Consider the following 18,486-nt stretch of genomic DNA (forward strand, 5'->3'; position numbering starts at 1 on the left):
ATGAATCGATATTTGAGTTAATGAGTGTTAACGTGTGTTAAGCAATTTGGTTACTAGCTACTTATGTCATTACATTTGACATATGAATCGAGCAAGTTAGAATGTTTGTCACTAATTGTTTTAACAAATAGTGAACTGCATGTGACCATTAATAAGTAATAAATTTAGACACATGAAAGAAAATAAATTCAGACGAATAATTTATTTTATTAGCCTTGTTATTGCTTTGACACTATGTGTACAAGGATATTGGAGCTATAAAAATTATCAATCTGAAAAACAACAATTCATCAATGATGTACAAGCAAGTTTAGATGCAACTGTTGAAAAATATTATACAAATCTTGCAAAACAAAATACACTTTCATTTATTTCAGATACAATTTCATCTAATGATCTAGGAAGTTGGGAATTAGAAATGGGACATCCTATAGATTCCATGGAAGGAATCATTAACATTATAAAGATTGATGATACAACTGACTTAAAGAAATTTTCTTTTCTTACTTCTGATAAAAAAGACAGTCTTCAAATTAAAATAAAAGATAATTACTCTCATTTTTTAAGGAAAAGATTAGATTCAAATCAAAAGAAAATAGGCTCTTCCATAGAAATGCTTACTTCAAAAATCATAGTATCTTTTTCTGAAGATTCACTTTCAATTCATAGTATCGATAGTATATTTCAAAAAGAATTAACTCGAAAAAATATTAATATAGCGTATGGACTTCACTATAAATCTCATTGGGGACTTGATCAAAAGTTAAGAGAAAATTTAATTGAAAATGCATCTCTTTCCGCAACTTCTTCATCTTCATTTATAGAAAGTAATGGAAGTTTAAAAGTATACTTTGATGATATTACATTATTGGTGCTTAAAAGAAATATCATTAGTTTATTATTATCATTCCTATTAGTCTCCAGCATCGTATTTTGTTTGTTATATCTTCTGAAAATAATTCAGAAACAAAAACAATTGGCAGCGATAAAGAATGATTTGATCAGTAATATTACACATGAGTTTAAAACTCCTTTAGCTACCATAAGTGTTGCTTTAGAAGGTATTCAACGTTTTAATGAAAGCAATAATCCTGAGAAAAGTAAAAAGTATGCTGAAATGTCTACTCAAGAAGTGAAAAAATTAACGCTAATGGTTGAAAAGCTTCTCGAAACTGCAACTTTAGACAGTGATTCACTAGCGCTAAATATTGAAGAAATAGATTTAGTTTCATTACTTGAAAGAACTACTTCAATTTCAGATGAATTATTACATGGAAAGAAACTTCAATTTAATTCAGAACTTACTGAATGTTTGTATAAAGTTGATTCATTTCATTTTGAAAATGCACTCAATAACTGCATCGATAATGCGCTAAAATATGGTGGAGATTCTATTGAGGTATTACTTCAGAAAAAAGAAAACAACATACATATTAGCATACATGATAATGGTAATGAACTTACCAAACCACAGGCAAATAAAATATTTGAGAAATTTTATAGAGTCCCAAAAGGTAATACCCACGATGTAAAAGGGTTTGGAATTGGACTTTATTATACCAAAAATATAATTGAGAAACATGAAGGTACCATCGCGGTTAATCTTCAAAAAGGGACCACAATTAATATCACTCTGCCTAATGGATAAGAAGATTTCTATTGTACTGGCTGAAGATGAACTTGCTCTAGGACAGATTATTAAAGAAAGTCTTGAAACGAGAGATTTTCAAGTAATACACTGTATAAATGGTGAAGAAGCATATCATGAGTTTCAAAAAAATCCTCCCGATATCCTAGTCTTAGATGTCATGATGCCAAAAAAAGACGGATTTACATTAGCCAAAGAAATTAGGAAAGAAAATAATTCTATCCCTATTATATTTTTAACTGCAAAATCGCAAACACAAGATGTTGTTGAAGGTTTTTCTATTGGCGGAAATGATTATTTAAAAAAACCATTTAGTATGGAAGAATTAATTGTTCGAATTAAATCCTTACTAAACAGGAATTTATTACAAAAAAGTACTGAAATATTACCCATTGGCAAATACAGTTTCAATTTTCCTAAACAACAATTATTTTTCGAAAATAAAGAATCTCTAACATTGCTTACGCATAGAGAAGCACATCTGTTATTCCATTTATATCAAAGTAAAAACGAAGTATTAGGTAGGACCTATATATTGAATAAACTCTGGAATAACGATGATTTTTTTAGTGCTAGAAGTATGGATGTTTTTATTTCTAAGCTTAGAAAAAAACTTAGCAATGACACTAATGTAACAATTGTAAACGTTAGAGGTTTTGGATACAAATTAATCTGTTAAGGTTTTGTATCTTGTAATGCTTGAAAAATCTTCTTATCATATTATTATTTCCAAGTTTTTTGCTTTCACAAGAGCTTACCCTTGTTAGTGAAACTTCTTTATTAGCAGATTCATTTATAGGAATTGATAATTACCAAAATTTATATTTTGTAAAGGATAACGTTATTAATAAAGAAGGTAAAGAAGGTGATTTTATTTATAATGATTTGCAATTAGGAGAAATAGCTTCTATAGACATTATTAACCCCTTAAAAATTATTGTCTTTTATGAAGACACGAATACGGTGGTTATGCTTGACAATCAATTATCTGAAATTGAAAGAATACAGTTTAATATGCTTCCTGAATTTATCCATGCTGGGTCAGTAACAAATGCAGGAAACAATCAACTTTGGGTTTTTAATATTAATACTCAGGAATTGATTCTTTACAACTACAGAAATAATTCAAAAACAGCTAACACATTGCCTTTTGAAGGTGAGATTATTTCGCAAGTGAGTAGTTTTAATTTCTGCTATTTATTAACCGAAAAATCCCTTCAGAAATTTAACAATTACGGTTCTTTAATCTATAAAACTGACGCTAATAATTTTAATCAAATTACTCAAAGCGACAAAACACTAATAGCTATTAAAGGAAATGAGTTATATTATCTCGATGAAAACAACCTTCTGCCTATTAAAATAGATACTTCTGAAATTACTGTAAAAGATTTGCAGCTTAGTCAAGATTTCCTGTATATTTATAACGGCGAAAAATTACTTAACTATACACTAACACATCCAAAGGAATAAGATTTATGCACGTTGCAATTGCTGGAAATATTGGCTCAGGAAAAACCACACTTACCCGTTTATTATCTAAACATTTTAAATGGCAGGCTCATTATGAAGACGTAGAAGATAACCCCTATTTAGACGATTTCTACAATCAGATGGAGCGTTGGTCTTTTAATTTACAAATCTATTTTCTAAACAGTCGTTTTCGTCAAATATTAGAAATTAGACAAAACAAAAAAACAGTAATTCAAGATCGAACGATTTATGAAGATGCTTTTATTTTCGCTCCCAACCTTCATTCAATGGGTTTAATGACCAATCGTGATTTTGAAAATTACAAATCATTATTCGATTTAATGGAAAGTGTTACGGAAGGTCCCGATTTATTAATTTATTTACGCAGTTCTATTCCTAATTTGGTGAGTCAAATTCATAAAAGAGGTAGAGAGTATGAAAACTCTATCAGTATTGATTATTTAAGCCGTCTTAACGAACGATACGAAGCTTGGATACATGGATATGATAAAGGTAATTTATTAATTGTCGATGTAGACAATCTAGACTTTGTTGACAACCCAGAGCATTTAGGTGATGTAATCAATCGTATTGATGCTGAAATAAACGGATTGTTTTAATTTAAACCATTTAGTTTTAATATAATAAAAAGCCTGTCATTTTCATGACAGGCTTTTTTATTTTAGAAAATAAAGAATTAGTTGATTTCAACTTCTTCGACAACTTCTTTTATTATTTTTTTACTTTTACGTCTGCATCTTTTAAAGCTTCAACCTGAGCTTTAACTTCTTCTTCTGTTCCTGTAAATGTTTTTGTTTCCGTAGTTGTTTCTCCACCTTTAGTCGTTTCTATTGTAACCACTGCTACAGACCTACCATCTTGTTCAGACATTGTAACTTTTACCTCTTTAGTAACTTCAACAGTTTCAATAACTCCGTCTTCAGTAATTTCCATTTTAGTACCATTGTGGTCTGTTAATGCAACTTCCGCAGAATGACCTCCTAAAATAGGAGCAATCACTAAACCAATTAAACAAGTAAGTTTAATAAGAATGTTCATTGAAGGTCCAGAAGTATCTTTAAATGGATCTCCAACTGTATCTCCAGTTACCGACGCTTTATGCGCATCAGAACCTTTATAAGTCATTTCTCCGTTAATTTCAACACCTGCTTCAAATGATTTCTTAGCGTTATCCCAAGCACCACCAGCATTGTTTTGGAAAATAGCCCAAAGCACACCACTTACAGTAACACCTGCCATATAACCACCTAACATTTCAGCAACTAACATATTGTTTTCTTGATAAACTAGTTTACCTATTAATACAACAGCTATTGGGAAACCTATAGTTAATAATCCCGGTAACATCATTTCTTTTAATGATGCTTTCGTTGAAATCGCAACACATTTATCGTATTCTGGTTTCCCAGTTCCTTCCATAATACCTGGAATTTCTCTGAACTGTCGTACCACTTCATTTACCATTTCCATAGCAGCTTTACCAACTGCATTCATAGCTAATGCTGAGAATACAACAGGAACCATACCTCCAACAAATAACATTGCTAAGACTGGAGCTTTAAAGATATTAATTCCATCAATTCCTGTAAATGTTACATAAGCAGCAAATAAGGCCAATGAAGTTAATGCAGCAGAAGCAATGGCAAAACCTTTACCTGTTGCTGCTGTTGTATTACCTACGGCATCTAAAATATCTGTTCTTTCTCTAACGATAGGATCTTGCTCACTCATTTCAGCGATTCCACCAGCATTATCTGCTATAGGTCCAAAAGCATCAATTGCTAATTGCATCGCCGTTGTAGCCATCATTGCTGAAGCAGCTAAAGCAACACCGTAAAATCCTGCCAAAGCATATGACGCCCATATTGCAGCAGCAAATAATAATACAGAAGAGAACGTAGAAATCATACCAGTAGCTAAACCAGCAATAATATTTGTTCCTGCTCCAGTACTTGATTGTTGCACGATTTTTAAAACTGGTTTCGAACCTAATCCTGTGTAATATTCAGTAAATGCAGAGATACCTGCACCTACAACTAAACCAACTAAACACGCGTAAAAGACTCTCATTGAAGAAATCTCTTGAAGGCCTTCTCCGAAGAAATCCATTTGCATTGTTTCTGGCAACATCCAAGTTACTAATCCAAAACATGCTGCAGCAACCATTGCGATTGATGCCCAGTTCCCTATATTTAGTGCTTTTTGTACGTCAGCTTCTTTTGCATCGTTAGATGAAATTTTAACCAATAATGTTCCGATAAGAGAAATGATAATTCCTACACCAGCAATTGACATTGGTAATAAGATAGGGCCTATTCCACCAAAAGCATCTTGAATTGCTCCTCCCATATCTTTAATAACATAATTACCTAATACCATTGCAGCTAAAACAGTTGCTACATAAGACCCAAATAAGTCGGCTCCCATACCTGCAACATCACCTACATTATCCCCTACGTTATCAGCAATTGTTGCTGGGTTTCTTGGATCATCTTCAGGAATATCAGCTTGTACTTTACCCGCTAAATCAGCACCAACATCAGCAGCTTTAGTATAAATACCACCACCAACTCTTGCAAACAAAGCAATAGATTCAGCTCCTAATGAGAAACCAGCTAATGCTTCTAAAACAATTGTCATATCAGCAGTGTTAGTCCATTCACCTCCCATAAAATTGTGAAAGAATAAAATAAAGAAAAGGGTTAAACCTAATACAGCTAAACCAGCAACTCCAAGTCCCATAACAGTACCACCTCCAAAAGACACTTTTAATGCATTTGGTAAACTGGTTTTTGCAGCTTGCGTTGTTCTAACATTTGTTTTGGTTGCAATCTTCATCCCCATGTTTCCTGCAAAAGCAGAAAAAATAGCTCCAATAATAAATGCAACTACAATTAAATAAGTACTATCCATATAAAAAGCAATACCTGCTAAAACAAGACTTGCTCCTATAACGAAGAATGTTAATAAACGATATTCAGCTTTTAAGAAAGCTAAGGCTCCTTCGTAGATGTGATCCGAAATTTCTTTCATCTTACCATCACCGGCATCTTGTTTCATTACCCAAGATTTTTTTATGACCATATAAATTAGTCCTAAAATCGCCAATACTATTGGCATATAAATCATCATTGATTCCATAAAAAATTTGATTTGTTTATTTAGCTCGCAAAAGTAACAAATTAAAGAGAATTAAAAAACCCTTCCAAAGCTATTTTAGAAGGGTATATAATATATAGTTGGTTATGCGCTAAAATGAAAAGCCAAAGGATCCAGTAACCCCGAATTTTCTAGCATCTGGAAGTTCTTTATAATTTCCTCTAAAATTGACATCAATTCTAAATACCTTGAAAATATTACCTACACCAACACTATACTCATAATACATCTCTTTATTTGGAGCTATATTTTCAGGAAGTAAAGGGATAGTTCCATAAATACTTTGGAATGCAGGTTGACTTAAATTAATATTCTCTTGTGATATTTCGCCCCAAATTCCACGAATACCTAAAATTTCTCTTAGGTTTAATTTTTTAAGAAGTGGAATTCTCGAAAATATTCGCCCTCCAAAATTATGTTCTAGATGTAAAGAAGCATAGGTATCGGTTACAAATTCATAAAAGTCTAGTTGACTAAATGAATTATAAATAGAGAAAAAAGATTGATTTCCTGGAACTGGGCTTAACAATGCTAATGGTATTTCTCCAAAGGTCTTTCCAGCTTCAAAAGAAATACTAAATTTTCCAAATCCTCCTAAACGATGTCCTTGACGATAAGCAAATTGTAATTTGTTATAATCAAAATCACTATTTAAAGTTCCTTTTAATCCTTTTGTATAACTTAATAAGAACGTTGGAAACCATTCATTCGCAGTTCTTCTTTCAACTCCAAATCCTGAAGTTTTCTTTCCGGGCTCATAAATAGTCGTAAAAACTAATTCTGCTTGATTGATATCAGATTTAATAGGCTCTAACAAATCGTCATTTAAATAATCTAAACTAAAGGTAGGTGAAGCAGATTTTAAAGTTCTGTATGATGCATCTAATCTAGTAACAATATTTCTTACAGGTTCTATCTCTACTGCAAAATTAGCTAACTTTATTGAGGTTAATTTATCATTTGTACCTGTTCCAACAATAGATGAGGAAGCCAAATTACGCCCCAACACATCTCTCGATGTTGTAAGACTAGCTCCAATCTGCTCAACATCTTGTCTATATCCTCCTGATAAGATCAATCGTTTTTTCTTTTCGACCAACCATTTCCCAGATATTCCAAATTTAAATTTTTCATCTTTAAATCCATAAGCAGTAAAACCTTCAATTCGCCAAGGATCATTTTGAGTAAAATAAGTTCTTCCTCCTGTTCGAATGCGAAGTCCTTCTACTGCATTATAACCAAAAGTTGAAAATATAGGGCCATAATCAAAATTCCATTCGGGAAATTCCCAATACCCGGAAGAAAGAATAGAACCCAAATTATATAATCGTTTAAACTTCTTGACTGTTTTTAGAGTATCTAACATTTTATAGATCCCTTCTTCATCTTTGCTTAAAACTTCCTGTCGATTTTCTTCCCAAAAAGTATCATCTCTATTGAACACATCCTTATCGTAATAATAAACTTCTTCATCGTAAAAGTCTTTTTCTTTTGGCTGATCAAATTGGTAATTATCATATAAAGTGGTTCTCTTACCATAAATCCCTCTTGATTCTTCCTTTTTTTGGAATGAAAAATCTGATAAAAAATAATCGCGTTTTAATAAGAAAACTGAATCGTTTAATAATTCAAACTCTTGTTCCATATACACTTCCTTCACCCAGTTGATGTTGGCGCTTTTAGAAAGCTGCATGTTTATTTCTTTAATCGCAAATGTGGTATCGTTTACCCAAAAATCACCTTTAAAAGTAAGTTCATTTTTACGTCGCGGATAATATATGATATTATAACACCATTTATTATCTATGAATGAACTATCGGAAAGCACATAATTATAGGTTTGTATCCCAGTACGACTTAATGGACTTGTAAAACTTTTATCGAAAAATTTAAGGTAATTATCATAAACATCATATTCATTATAAAGATCCTTTACAAAAGAAATAATCGTTTGATTTTCACTAAATCCACTATTTTTGTTACCAAGTAGTTCTTCCTTTACTTTATTAAAGTCATTATCACCATATACTTTTGAAACTGCTTCATTTACAAAAATGGGTAAATAAGTTTTACCTGTAATCCTTGAAGTATCTGTTTGATCAAAGATAAATTCCATCCCTCTAAACAGTTTACTCTTAATTAAAGCTGAATCAATTGTATTTAAATCGAATTCTAATTTTTCGTATTTATCGAAGGAATATTGATTGAATTTTTTAATTCCATTAGACCTCCTATTTTCCCAAATTTTCCGAAGGATATCAATTGCAGGATTATTTTTTTTAGATTGTTTGCCACTATAAATCACTACTTCATCTAGGGAATTTGCTTGCTCTTCAAGTTCAACTTCCATATTAAAATTACTTCTTTCAGTAAGTTCAATTTCTTTTGGAGTATAGCCTATAAATGAAAATAGTACCGTGGTATAGGTTTTGTCACTTTCTAAATAGAATCGACCTTCCTCATTGGTGATAGTACCTTCGTAAGAATCTTTAAAAATAACATTCGCAAATGCCACAGGCTCTCCTGAGTCATCTTTAATAACGCCACTCACTTTCGTTTGAGAAATCCCAATATAGGATACAAAAATAAATAGAACAAGTAATTTATACTTCATAGGTTATTAATCTGATTTGAGGAAATTGTTAGATTGCTAGAAAAGTTTCAATTATCTATATAACACCTTTTTCACTGCTTTTATTACATCATTACTATTTGGCAACCATTCAGCTAATAATACAGGTGAATAAGGTGCTGGAGTATCAGCAGTATTGATTTTAATTATTGGAGCATCCAAATAATCGAAGGCTTGCTCTTGTACTTGATAGGTTATTTCAGTAGAAATATTTCCAAAAGGCCAAGATTCTTCTAAAATCACTAATCGATTTGTTTTTTTAACAGAATCAAGAATCGTTTTATGATCCATTGGGCGAATGGTTCTTAAATCAATAATTTCACATTCAATTCCTTCTTCTGAAAGTGAATCTGCAGCTTTATATGCTTCTTTAATAATTTTACCAAAAGAAACAATAGTTACATCTTTTCCTGCTCTTTTAATATCAGCAACTCCTAAAGGAATTAAATATTCACCTTCTGGCACTTCTCCTTTATCACCATACATTTGTTCACTCTCCATAAAAATAACAGGATCATCATCTCTTATCGCACTTTTTAATAATCCTTTTGCATCAGCTGGATTACTTGGCACAACAACTTTTAACCCTGGACAGTTGGCGAACCAACTTTCGAAAGCTTGTGAATGAGTTGCTGCTAATTGACCTGCAGAGGCTGTAGGCCCTCTAAATACGATAGGAATATTAATTTGCCCACCTGTCATTTGACGCATTTTTGCTGCATTATTTATTATTTGATCAATACCAACCAAAGAGAAGTTAAAAGTCATATACTCTATGATAGGTCTATTACCATTCATGGCAGATCCAACTGCAATACCAGAAAAACCTAGCTCAGCTATGGGAGTATCAATCACTCTTTCTGGACCAAACTCATCTAACATACCTTTACTAGCTTTATAAGCACCATTATATTCGGCTACTTCTTCACCCATTAAATATATCGTATCATCACGACGCATTTCTTCAGACATTGCTTCGCAAACTGCTTCTCTAAATTGAATTGTCTTCATAAAATTCTATCTATATCTTTAAATAATAATATTTTTTTCTCTTGAAATTTTCAAAGAGGACACAAAAATAACATTATTTATATGCGTGTTGCAATTAATTATGAATTATTAGCAAATTATTATGCATGCATAGTATATAATTTGAAAATAAATATGTACTTTTGTAGCCCTAAAATCATACAATAAAAAACTATAATTCAATGAAAATATTAGTGTGTATAAGTCATGTACCCGACACCACTTCAAAAATTAATTTTACTGAAAATGACACTCAATTTGACTCAAATGGTGTTCAATTTGTAATTAATCCAAATGATGAATTTGGTTTAACTCGTGCCATGTGGTTTAAAGAAAAACAAGGAGCTAGTGTTCATGTTATTAATGTAGGAGGACCTGAAGCGGAACCAACCCTTAGAAAAGCTTTAGCAATTGGAGCTGATGAGGCCATTCGAGTTAACATGCCCGCTACTGATGGTTTTAGTGTTGCCCAACAAATTGCAACTATTGTAAAAGAAGGAGGATATGATTTAGTTATCGCAGGACGCGAATCGTTAGATTATAACGGAGGAATGGTTCCAGGTATGATTGCTAAACTTACCGATTCAAATTTTGTTCATATGTGTATCGATATTGAAGTTGAAGGAACTAATGCAACAGTCATTAGAGAAATAGATGGTGGTAAAGAAACTTTAAAAACTTCATTACCTTTAGTAATTGGAGGGCAAAAAGGATTGGTTGAAGAAAGTGAGTTACGAATTCCAAATATGAGAGGAATTATGCAAGCACGTAGTAAGCCTTTACATGTTAAAGAACCGGCAGACTCAGCATCAAACATAACTACATTGAATTTTGAAAAACCTGAACCAAAAGGAGCGGTTAAATTAGTTGATACTGTTGATGAATTAGTTAACTTATTGCATAATGAAGCAAAGGTTATTTAATTCTGAAAAAAAATCAATAAAATATTAATATGTATTCTGAAAATTATTCAGAATTATAAATAAAAAAATATGTCAGTACTCGTTTTTACAGAATCTGAAGATGGTAAGTTTAAAAAAATTGCTTTTGAAGCAGTATCTTATGGAAAAGCTATTGCAGATATGCTTGATACTACCGTAACTGCTATAGCAATTAACAGCAGTAACACAAACGAATTAGGTAAATATGGCGCTTCTAAGGTATTACAAGTTACAGATAACAAACTTGAAAATTTTAATGCCCAAGCTTATGCAAATGTAGTTTCTCAAGCAGCATCTAATGAAGAAGCTCAAGTAATTATAATAACTTCAAGTGCAAATGGAAAATATATGGCTCCATTTGTAGCTGTAAATAGTCAAGCTGGTTATGTAGCAAATGCTACAGATGTACCAGAAAGTGTTAGTCCTTTTAAAATAAGGTCAACTGTATATTCAAATAAAGCTTTTGCAATTACTGAAATTTCAACAGATACTAAAGTAATTGGTTTAGCTAAAAATGCATATGGTTTAAAAGAAAATGAAGTTAGTATTACTTCTGAAGATTTTACTCCTAATTTTTCTGAAAATGATTTTAATACTGAAGTTGTTTCAGTAAATAAAGCTACCGATAAAGTTACTATTGCAGATGCTGATATTGTTGTTTCTGGTGGCCGTGGATTAAAAGGTCCTGAAAACTGGGGAATGTTAGAAGAATTAGCAACTGTACTAGGAGCAGCTACAGCTTGTTCAAAACCAGTCAGCGATATGGGGTGGAGGCCTCACGGTGAGCATGTTGGGCAAACAGGAAAGCCAGTTTCTTCAAACTTATATATTGCAATCGGAATATCAGGCGCAATACAACATTTAGCTGGTGTAAATTCGTCTAAAGTAAAAGTCGTTATTAATAATGACCCTGAAGCACCATTTTTTAAAGCAGCAGACTATGGTATTGTTGGCGATGCTTTTGACCTAGTTCCTCAACTAACAGAAAAAATAAAAGAGTTTAAAGCTCAAAACGCATAATTTTTTATTAATTTGTACCCATTAAAAGGGCTATTTAATTTTATGGAAGCACCTATAAATTAAATAGCTTTTATAGTTAAATAATCAAACTAATATTATTTGAAAATTTCAAGATGAGTTTAGTAAAACTTACGATTAAAGGAATTTCATACAGTCAAACTCAAAATGGAGCCTATGCGCTTATTTTAAGTGAAGAAGATGGCGAAAGAAAATTACCTATTGTAATTGGAGCATTTGAAGCACAATCCATTGCAATTGCTTTAGAAAAAGAAATAAAACCCCCTCGCCCATTAACTCATGACTTGTTTAAAGGATTTGCAGATCGATTTGACATTGTAGTAAAACAAGTCATCATCCATAAGCTTATGGATGGTGTTTTCTATTCAAGTATTATCTGCGAACGAGACAAAATAGAAGAAATTATAGACGCCAGAACAAGCGATGCTATCGCATTAGCTTTACGATTTAAAGCTCCTATTTTTACTTATAAAAATATTTTAGAGAAAGCAGGTATTTTCTTAAAATCAACTCCAAAAAAGAAAAAAACTTCCAAAAAGGAAGAGGAAGATATCATTGGAGAATTAATTCTTGGAGAAGATAAAGAGTCTGTATCAACAATTACTGAAGATTATAGTAAACACACTTTAAAACAACTTAATGAAATGCTAGGCCAGGCAGTAGAAAATGAAGATTATGAAAAGGCTGCTGGTATTCACGATGAAATTTCTAAAAGACAAAAATAATATGCGGAACTTACTCATTATAGTATTAATGATTGCTAGTCAAGCTGTTTGCTTAGGTCAAAATATTGAAACTGATTGGCATTTTTCAGAAATTACAAATAACCAAGGTGATCCAATTATAGAAATTGACACAGAAAATGACATACTACAATTATCAAATGGCACTTTTCAATACCAAATAGCTTCAAAAAACAACGTACTATCTTCAGGAGATTATATCCTTCAAAATAAATTATTAGTATTTTTCTATTCCCGACCCAATGATACAATCCGTCGATACCGTATTACAGAAACAACAGATAGCACCTTAGTTTTTACTGAGAATAATATTTCTTATGCTTTTCAGAAGAAGAAAGAGACCTTATCAATTATTGAAAACAAAGAAGAAATTAAAACTGATATTATTACTCCTAGTGAAGGATTTTCATTTACAAGTTTATGGAGAGGTGTTTTAGGAATGTTTTCTCTATTGTTTATTTCATTTTTATTTAGTTCGAATCGGAGAGCAATTAATTGGAAAACTGTTGGAATTGGATTGACTATTCAACTTATTATTGCCATAGGTGTTTTAAAAATATCTTTTATTCAAAATACGTTTGAATTTGTAGGTAAAATATTTGTAAAAATATTAGAATTTACCCAAGCTGGTAGTAAGTTTTTATTTGAAGGACTTGTTATAGACATGGACACCTTCGGATTTATTTTTGCATTCCAAGTGTTACCAACCATCATCTTCTTTTCTGCCTTAACTTCCGTATTATTTTATTTAGGGATAATACAAAAAGTGGTAAAAGCATTTGGGTGGTTACTAAGTAAATTATTAAAAATTTCTGGCGCAGAAAGTTTAAGTGTTGCAGGAAATATATTTTTAGGACAGACTGAAGCACCCTTATTAATTAAGGCTTATTTAGAAAAAATGAATAAGTCTGAAATGTTGTTAGTAATGATTGGTGGTATGGCGACAGTTGCTGGCGCAGTATTAGCAGCTTACATAGGATTTTTAGGTGGAGACGATCCTGTTTTACGTTTAGTATTTGCAAAACACTTATTAGCCGCTTCAGTAATGGCTGCTCCTGGAGCCATTGTTATTTCAAAAATACTATACCCTCAAACTGAAGAAATAAATACTGATGTAAATGTTTCTTCTGAAAAAATTGGCTCAAACATATTAGATGCTATTGCAAATGGAACTACTGAAGGATTACGATTGGCTGTTAATGTAGGCGCCATGTTACTAGTTTTTGTAGCTTTTATTGCCATGATTAATTATGGTTTATACAAAACAGGAAATATCACCGGATTAAATGGTTGGATAATTACCAATACTTTATACGATAGCCTTTCTTTAGAGTTAATCTTAGGAACCATTTTCGCTCCTCTAATGTGGTTAATTGGTATTGCTCAGGAAGACATCATGATGATGGGGCAACTCCTAGGAATTAAACTTGTAGCAAGTGAATTTGTGGGTTATATACAATTAGCTGATTTAAAAAACGCAGCAAATACAACACATTTAACTTACGAAAAATCGATCATCATGGCTACCTATATGCTTTGTGGGTTTGCTAACTTTGCATCAATAGGAATTCAAATTGGTGGAATAGGATCTTTAGCTCCAGGGCAAAGAAAAACACTTTCAAAATTTGGAATGAAAGCATTAATTGGAGGTAGTATCGCCTCGCTAATTTCAGCAACAATCGCAGGCATGATATTAGGCTAAAAGTTAATAACTTTTTATATAAAAAAGGGCATCAATCACACTAATTTGAAGCTTTTTTTTAATTTTGCTTTTAGATTTTAAAATGTGTTTATTTACATCTATAGTTCATGAAACAATACCACGACCTTATAAAACATGTTCTTAAAAACGGAACAGAAAAGCAAGACAGAACAGGAACAGGAACCAAAAGTGTTTTTGGGCATCAATTACGTTTCGATCTAAGTGAAGGGTTCCCTATGGTTACCACTAAAAAATTACATCTTAAATCCATTATTTATGAACTATTATGGTTTTTAAAGGGTGATACAAATATAAAATACTTACAAGAAAATGGAGTGCGTATTTGGAACGATTGGGCTGATGAAAAGGGTGATTTAGGACCGGTGTATGGTCACCAATGGCGAAATTGGAATAGCGAAGAAATTGATCAAATTTCAGACATTATAACTACTATAAAAAATAATCCAGACAGTAGAAGAATGTTAGTTAGTGCCTGGAATCCAAGTGTATTACCTGATACAAGTATTGAATTTAGTGAAAATGTTGCCAATGGTAAAGCAGCATTGCCTCCTTGTCATGCATTTTTTCAATTTTATGTCGCTAATGGAAAATTATCTTGTCAATTATACCAACGAAGTGCTGATATCTTTTTAGGTGTTCCATTTAATATTGCTTCATATGCATTATTTACAATGATGATGGCTCAAGCGTGCGATTTACTCCCTGGTGACTTTATACACACTTTTGGTGACGCACATATCTATAGTAATCATCTAGAACAAATAGAGCTTCAATTATCTCGTGACCCTAAACCATTACCGAAAATGTTGCTTAATCCCGAAGTAAAAGATATATTTGGCTTTGTTTTTGATGACTTTACCTTAGTAGATTACGATCCGCATCCTCACATTAAAGGTGCTGTTGCAATTTAAAAATAAAACTATTTATGAAGCCTATAATTTTTATCATTTGTTTTCTAGCATCATTTTCCTTATTTGCACAAGAAGAATGGGGAGGCGTTGACAAAAACAATGTTACGTTAAAAGAGATTGCTCCAGTATGGCCGGGTTGTGAAAGTGAAAAAGGCAACTCGAAAAGTGATTGTTTCGACAAAAATTTAATTCAACACGTTATTAAAAACTTCAAATACCCAATGAGCGCGTACAAAAATAATGTACAGGGTAAAGTTATAGTTGAATTCTTTATTAATCAAGAAGGAATGGTCGAAGTAAAAAGTGTTACAGGAGCAACTAAAGCTCTGCAAGATGAAGCAAAAAGGAATATTTTAGCAATCCCTAAAATGAAGCCAGGAATGTTGGGAGGAAAATTTAGAGAAATAAAATACACCATCCCCTTTACCTTTAAGACTGGTAAATAAGCTTTTTATTATAGAATAATTAATTATCTTTACAGTAGACCTTTATTATCTATGTTTTCTAAAAATATTGATCCTCAACAAAGAGAGCAATATGATTATGCTCGAGGAAGAATTAAGCAGAAAAAGCGATTAATGCAACATTTTATCATTTTTCTAGCTGGTTCTATTCTGTTAATTATTATAAATCCTATATTAGGTATAGCACAAGATTTTTTCATTAAAGACTGGTTTATATGGGCCATTCTATTATGGGCATTCCTATTTATAGTTCACCTTTTGAATGTTTTTTTCATGAATCGATTTATGGGAAAAGAATGGGAGAATCGACAATTAGAAAAATTGAAAATTAAACAAGAAAAAAAAATAGCTCAATTACAGCAAAAAATTGAAAAAAAACTTCCTATTCCTGAAGTAAAAAAAAACGAAGAGAATCAAACTCAAACTCCCGAAAATTAATGATTACCATTATTGCTGCTGCTGGTGAAAACAATGAACTAGGTAAAGACAATGATCTTGTTTGGCATTTGCCAGATGATTTTAAACGTTTTAAACAACTCACAACAAACCATCATATTATTATGGGGCGTAAAACATTTGAGTCTTTCCCAAAACCCCTACCTAACCGAACACATGTAGTTATTACAAGAAATTCAGAATATAAAAAAGAAGGTGCTATTATAACAAATAGCATGAAATCTGCACTTGAAATTGCAAGGGATGATTCTGAAATTTTTATTATTGGTGGTGGTGAAATTTACACTTTAGGACTTAGTTTTGCAACCAAAATAGAATTAACAAGAGTTCATGCTAATTTTGAAGTAGACACTTATTTTCCAGCTATTCCTCAAGAAGATTGGACCTTGACAAATGAAGTTTTTCATGAAAAGGATGAACGCCATCAACATGCTTTTACTTATCAAACCTTCATCAGAAAATAATATTTAACAAGCACTTCTATGGACGCTACTATTCATAAAATTGCTGAATTAAATAAAATTCAATTAAAAGAAATAGTTCCACTTTATAGTGGTAGCATTAACTCAGTTTACTTATTAAAATGTAACTCTATTGAGTATGTCCTTAAAATAAATGATGCCTTAAAATTTTCAAAAATGTTTGAAACTGAAGCGAAAGGGCTTCAAGTTTTAAAAGAAAGTCAAAGTTTTAAAATACCCACAGTAATAAGGCAGGATGAAATTGAAAATAGCTCCTATTTACTAATGGAATATATTCCTTCAGGAAAAAAATCTTATAACTTCAATGAGATTTTTGCTGAAAATTTAGTGAAGCTTCATCAATGTACTCAGGACTTTTTCGGATTACAACATCATAATTATATAGGAAGTTTACCTCAATTTAATCACAAAGAATTTTCTGCATCAGATTTTTATATAAATCAGAGGTTAGCACCACAAATTAAGTTGGCAGGTCAAAACGGATTTACTTTTAAAAATTCAGAAGCTGTATTAAAAAATATTTCAGAAATAATTCCTGAAGAGCCATCATCATTACTTCATGGTGATTTATGGAATGGCAACTATATAATCTCCCACAATGACGAAGCATGCCTTATAGATCCAGCTATATCATATGGCTCACGCGAAATGGATATTTCAATGATGCTCCTTTTTGGTGGGTTTTCGGATGAGATATATACAATGTATCATGAAAAATTTCCATTTGCCAATAATTGGAAAGAAAGAGTCTCTCTTTGGCAATTATACTACCTCCTAGTGCATCTTAATTTGTTTGGAGTTGGATATTTTTCACAAGTAAATACTATAATAAAACAATATTCATAGATAATATTATATTTTTGCGGTATCAAAACTAGTAAAATGACAGCATATATTTTTCCCGGACAGGGAGCTCAGTTTAGCGGAATGGGATTGGATTTATATGATTCCTCTCAAAAAGCAAAAGCTTTATTTCATCAAGCAAATGAAATTTTAGGATTTGAAATCACTAAAACTATGTTTGAAGGAACTGCAGATGAATTAAAAGAAACGAAAGTAACTCAACCAGCAATTTTTTTACATTCTACGATCATTGCTGAAGTTATGGGTGATAAATTTCAACCAGATATGGTAGCAGGTCATTCTTTAGGTGAAATATCTGCATTGGTAGCAAATAAAACACTTGCCTTTGAAGATGGTTTAAGACTTGTTTCAAAAAGAGCTCTTGCTATGCAAAAAGCATGTGAAGTTCAACCTTCTACAATGGCTGCAGTTTTAGGACTTGAAGATGCTATTGTTGAAAATATATGTTCGGAAACTCCAGGTATTGTAGTCGCTGCAAATTATAACTGCCCAGGTCAATTAGTGATTTCTGGAGAAATAAGTGCCATAGAAAGTGCTTGTGAATCTTTAAAAGAAGCTGGCGCTAGACGTGCTTTGATATTACCTGTTGGAGGAGCATTTCACAGCCCGTTAATGGAACCTGCTAGAGAAGAGTTAGCAGCAGCTATTGAAAACACTCTGTTTTCAAACCCTGTTTGTCCTATATATCAAAATGTAAGTACAAATGCAGTGACAGATCCTTCTGAAATTCAGAAAAATTTAGTTGCGCAATTAACTGCTCCTGTTAAATGGACGCAAAGCATGCAAAACATGATAAAAGATGGTGCTACGCATTTTATTGAAGTGGGTCCCGGAAATGTATTGCAAGGTTTAATGCGAAAAATCGATAGAAGTGTAACTACAGAAAAAGGAGAGATCTAACG

17 protein-coding genes are annotated in these 18,486 nt (G+C 32.0%); 14 read left to right on the top strand and 3 right to left on the bottom strand.

Features of this window, described 5'->3' with window-relative positions:
* Nucleotides 1-172: 172 nt before the first annotated feature.
* Genes ABXT64_RS03375 through ABXT64_RS03390 form a run of 4 tightly spaced genes read left to right on the top strand, consistent with a single transcriptional unit; the run spans nucleotide 173 to nucleotide 3,741 of the window.
* Nucleotides 173-1,648 (top strand): sensor histidine kinase, encoded by a 1,476-nt coding sequence (locus tag ABXT64_RS03375; protein ID WP_443633977.1) that lies wholly within the window; start codon nucleotides 173-175, stop codon nucleotides 1,646-1,648.
* Nucleotides 1,641-2,327: a response regulator transcription factor gene (locus ABXT64_RS03380; RefSeq protein ID WP_443633978.1), complete on the top strand. Its 687-nt coding sequence runs from the start codon at nucleotides 1,641-1,643 to the stop codon at nucleotides 2,325-2,327. Before ABXT64_RS03375 ends, ABXT64_RS03380 begins: the two co-directional genes overlap by 8 nt.
* 20 nt (nucleotides 2,328-2,347) lie before the next feature.
* The gene (locus tag ABXT64_RS03385; protein ID WP_443633979.1) at nucleotides 2,348-3,121 is read left to right on the top strand and encodes a hypothetical protein; all 774 of its coding nucleotides are present in this window, start codon (nucleotides 2,348-2,350) and stop codon (nucleotides 3,119-3,121) included.
* Nucleotides 3,122-3,126: 5 nt separating this feature from the next.
* Entirely contained in the window at nucleotides 3,127-3,741 is a 615-nt protein-coding gene (locus ABXT64_RS03390; protein ID WP_443633980.1) for a deoxynucleoside kinase, read from the top strand.
* 112 nt (nucleotides 3,742-3,853) lie between these two features.
* On the opposite strand, the gene ABXT64_RS03395 is transcribed toward ABXT64_RS03390, so the two are convergent.
* From ABXT64_RS03395 to ABXT64_RS03405, 3 genes are all read right to left on the bottom strand, one after another.
* A complete protein-coding gene (locus ABXT64_RS03395) occupies nucleotides 3,854-6,283 on the bottom strand; it encodes a sodium-translocating pyrophosphatase (protein WP_443633981.1) in 2,430 nt (809 codons plus the stop codon).
* A gap of 109 nt (nucleotides 6,284-6,392) precedes the next feature.
* A complete protein-coding gene (locus tag ABXT64_RS03400; protein WP_443633982.1) occupies nucleotides 6,393-8,915 on the bottom strand; it encodes a DUF5686 family protein in 2,523 nt (840 codons plus the stop codon).
* Between the two features lie 51 nt (nucleotides 8,916-8,966).
* Nucleotides 8,967-9,944 (bottom strand): pyruvate dehydrogenase complex E1 component subunit beta, encoded by a 978-nt coding sequence (locus ABXT64_RS03405; RefSeq protein ID WP_443633983.1) that lies wholly within the window; start codon nucleotides 9,942-9,944, stop codon nucleotides 8,967-8,969.
* Between the two features lie 200 nt (nucleotides 9,945-10,144).
* On the opposite strand from ABXT64_RS03405, the gene ABXT64_RS03410 reads away from it, so the two are divergent.
* From ABXT64_RS03410 to fabD, 10 genes are all read left to right on the top strand, one after another.
* Complete coding sequence (locus ABXT64_RS03410; RefSeq protein ID WP_443633984.1) at nucleotides 10,145-10,885, top strand: electron transfer flavoprotein subunit beta/FixA family protein; 741 nt, start codon at nucleotides 10,145-10,147, stop codon at nucleotides 10,883-10,885.
* Between the two features lie 69 nt (nucleotides 10,886-10,954).
* Nucleotides 10,955-11,923 carry an electron transfer flavoprotein subunit alpha/FixB family protein gene (locus ABXT64_RS03415; RefSeq protein ID WP_443633985.1) on the top strand — a complete coding sequence of 323 codons (969 nt, stop codon included), beginning with the start codon at nucleotides 10,955-10,957 and terminating at the stop codon, nucleotides 11,921-11,923.
* Nucleotides 11,924-12,036: 113 nt separating this feature from the next.
* Entirely contained in the window at nucleotides 12,037-12,666 is a 630-nt protein-coding gene (locus ABXT64_RS03420) for a bifunctional nuclease domain-containing protein (protein ID WP_443633986.1), read from the top strand.
* A gap of 1 nt (nucleotide 12,667) precedes the next feature.
* Nucleotides 12,668-14,386, top strand: coding sequence for a NupC/NupG family nucleoside CNT transporter (locus ABXT64_RS03425; protein ID WP_443633987.1), 1,719 nt, complete (start codon nucleotides 12,668-12,670; stop codon nucleotides 14,384-14,386).
* A gap of 107 nt (nucleotides 14,387-14,493) precedes the next feature.
* Complete coding sequence (locus ABXT64_RS03430) at nucleotides 14,494-15,318, top strand: thymidylate synthase (RefSeq protein ID WP_443633988.1); 825 nt, start codon at nucleotides 14,494-14,496, stop codon at nucleotides 15,316-15,318.
* 14 nt (nucleotides 15,319-15,332) lie between these two features.
* Nucleotides 15,333-15,764, top strand: coding sequence for an energy transducer TonB (locus ABXT64_RS03435; RefSeq protein ID WP_443633989.1), 432 nt, complete (start codon nucleotides 15,333-15,335; stop codon nucleotides 15,762-15,764).
* Nucleotides 15,765-15,815: 51 nt separating this feature from the next.
* Nucleotides 15,816-16,220, top strand: a complete 405-nt coding sequence (locus ABXT64_RS03440; protein WP_443633990.1) for a 2TM domain-containing protein — start codon at nucleotides 15,816-15,818, stop codon at nucleotides 16,218-16,220.
* Nucleotides 16,220-16,702, top strand: coding sequence for a dihydrofolate reductase (locus ABXT64_RS03445; protein WP_443633991.1), 483 nt, complete (start codon nucleotides 16,220-16,222; stop codon nucleotides 16,700-16,702). Before ABXT64_RS03440 ends, ABXT64_RS03445 begins: the two co-directional genes overlap by 1 nt.
* Before the next feature lie 18 nt (nucleotides 16,703-16,720).
* Nucleotides 16,721-17,566, top strand: a complete 846-nt coding sequence (locus ABXT64_RS03450) for a fructosamine kinase family protein (protein ID WP_443633992.1) — start codon at nucleotides 16,721-16,723, stop codon at nucleotides 17,564-17,566.
* A 36-nt stretch (nucleotides 17,567-17,602) separates the two neighbouring features.
* Nucleotides 17,603-18,484, top strand: coding sequence for an ACP S-malonyltransferase (fabD, locus tag ABXT64_RS03455; protein ID WP_443633993.1), 882 nt, complete (start codon nucleotides 17,603-17,605; stop codon nucleotides 18,482-18,484).
* The last annotated feature ends 2 nt before the right edge of the window (nucleotides 18,485-18,486 follow it).

Source organism: Candidatus Marifrigoribacter sp. Uisw_064 (assembly GCF_047730175.1).
Lineage (GTDB): Bacteria > Bacteroidota > Bacteroidia > Flavobacteriales > Flavobacteriaceae > Marifrigoribacter.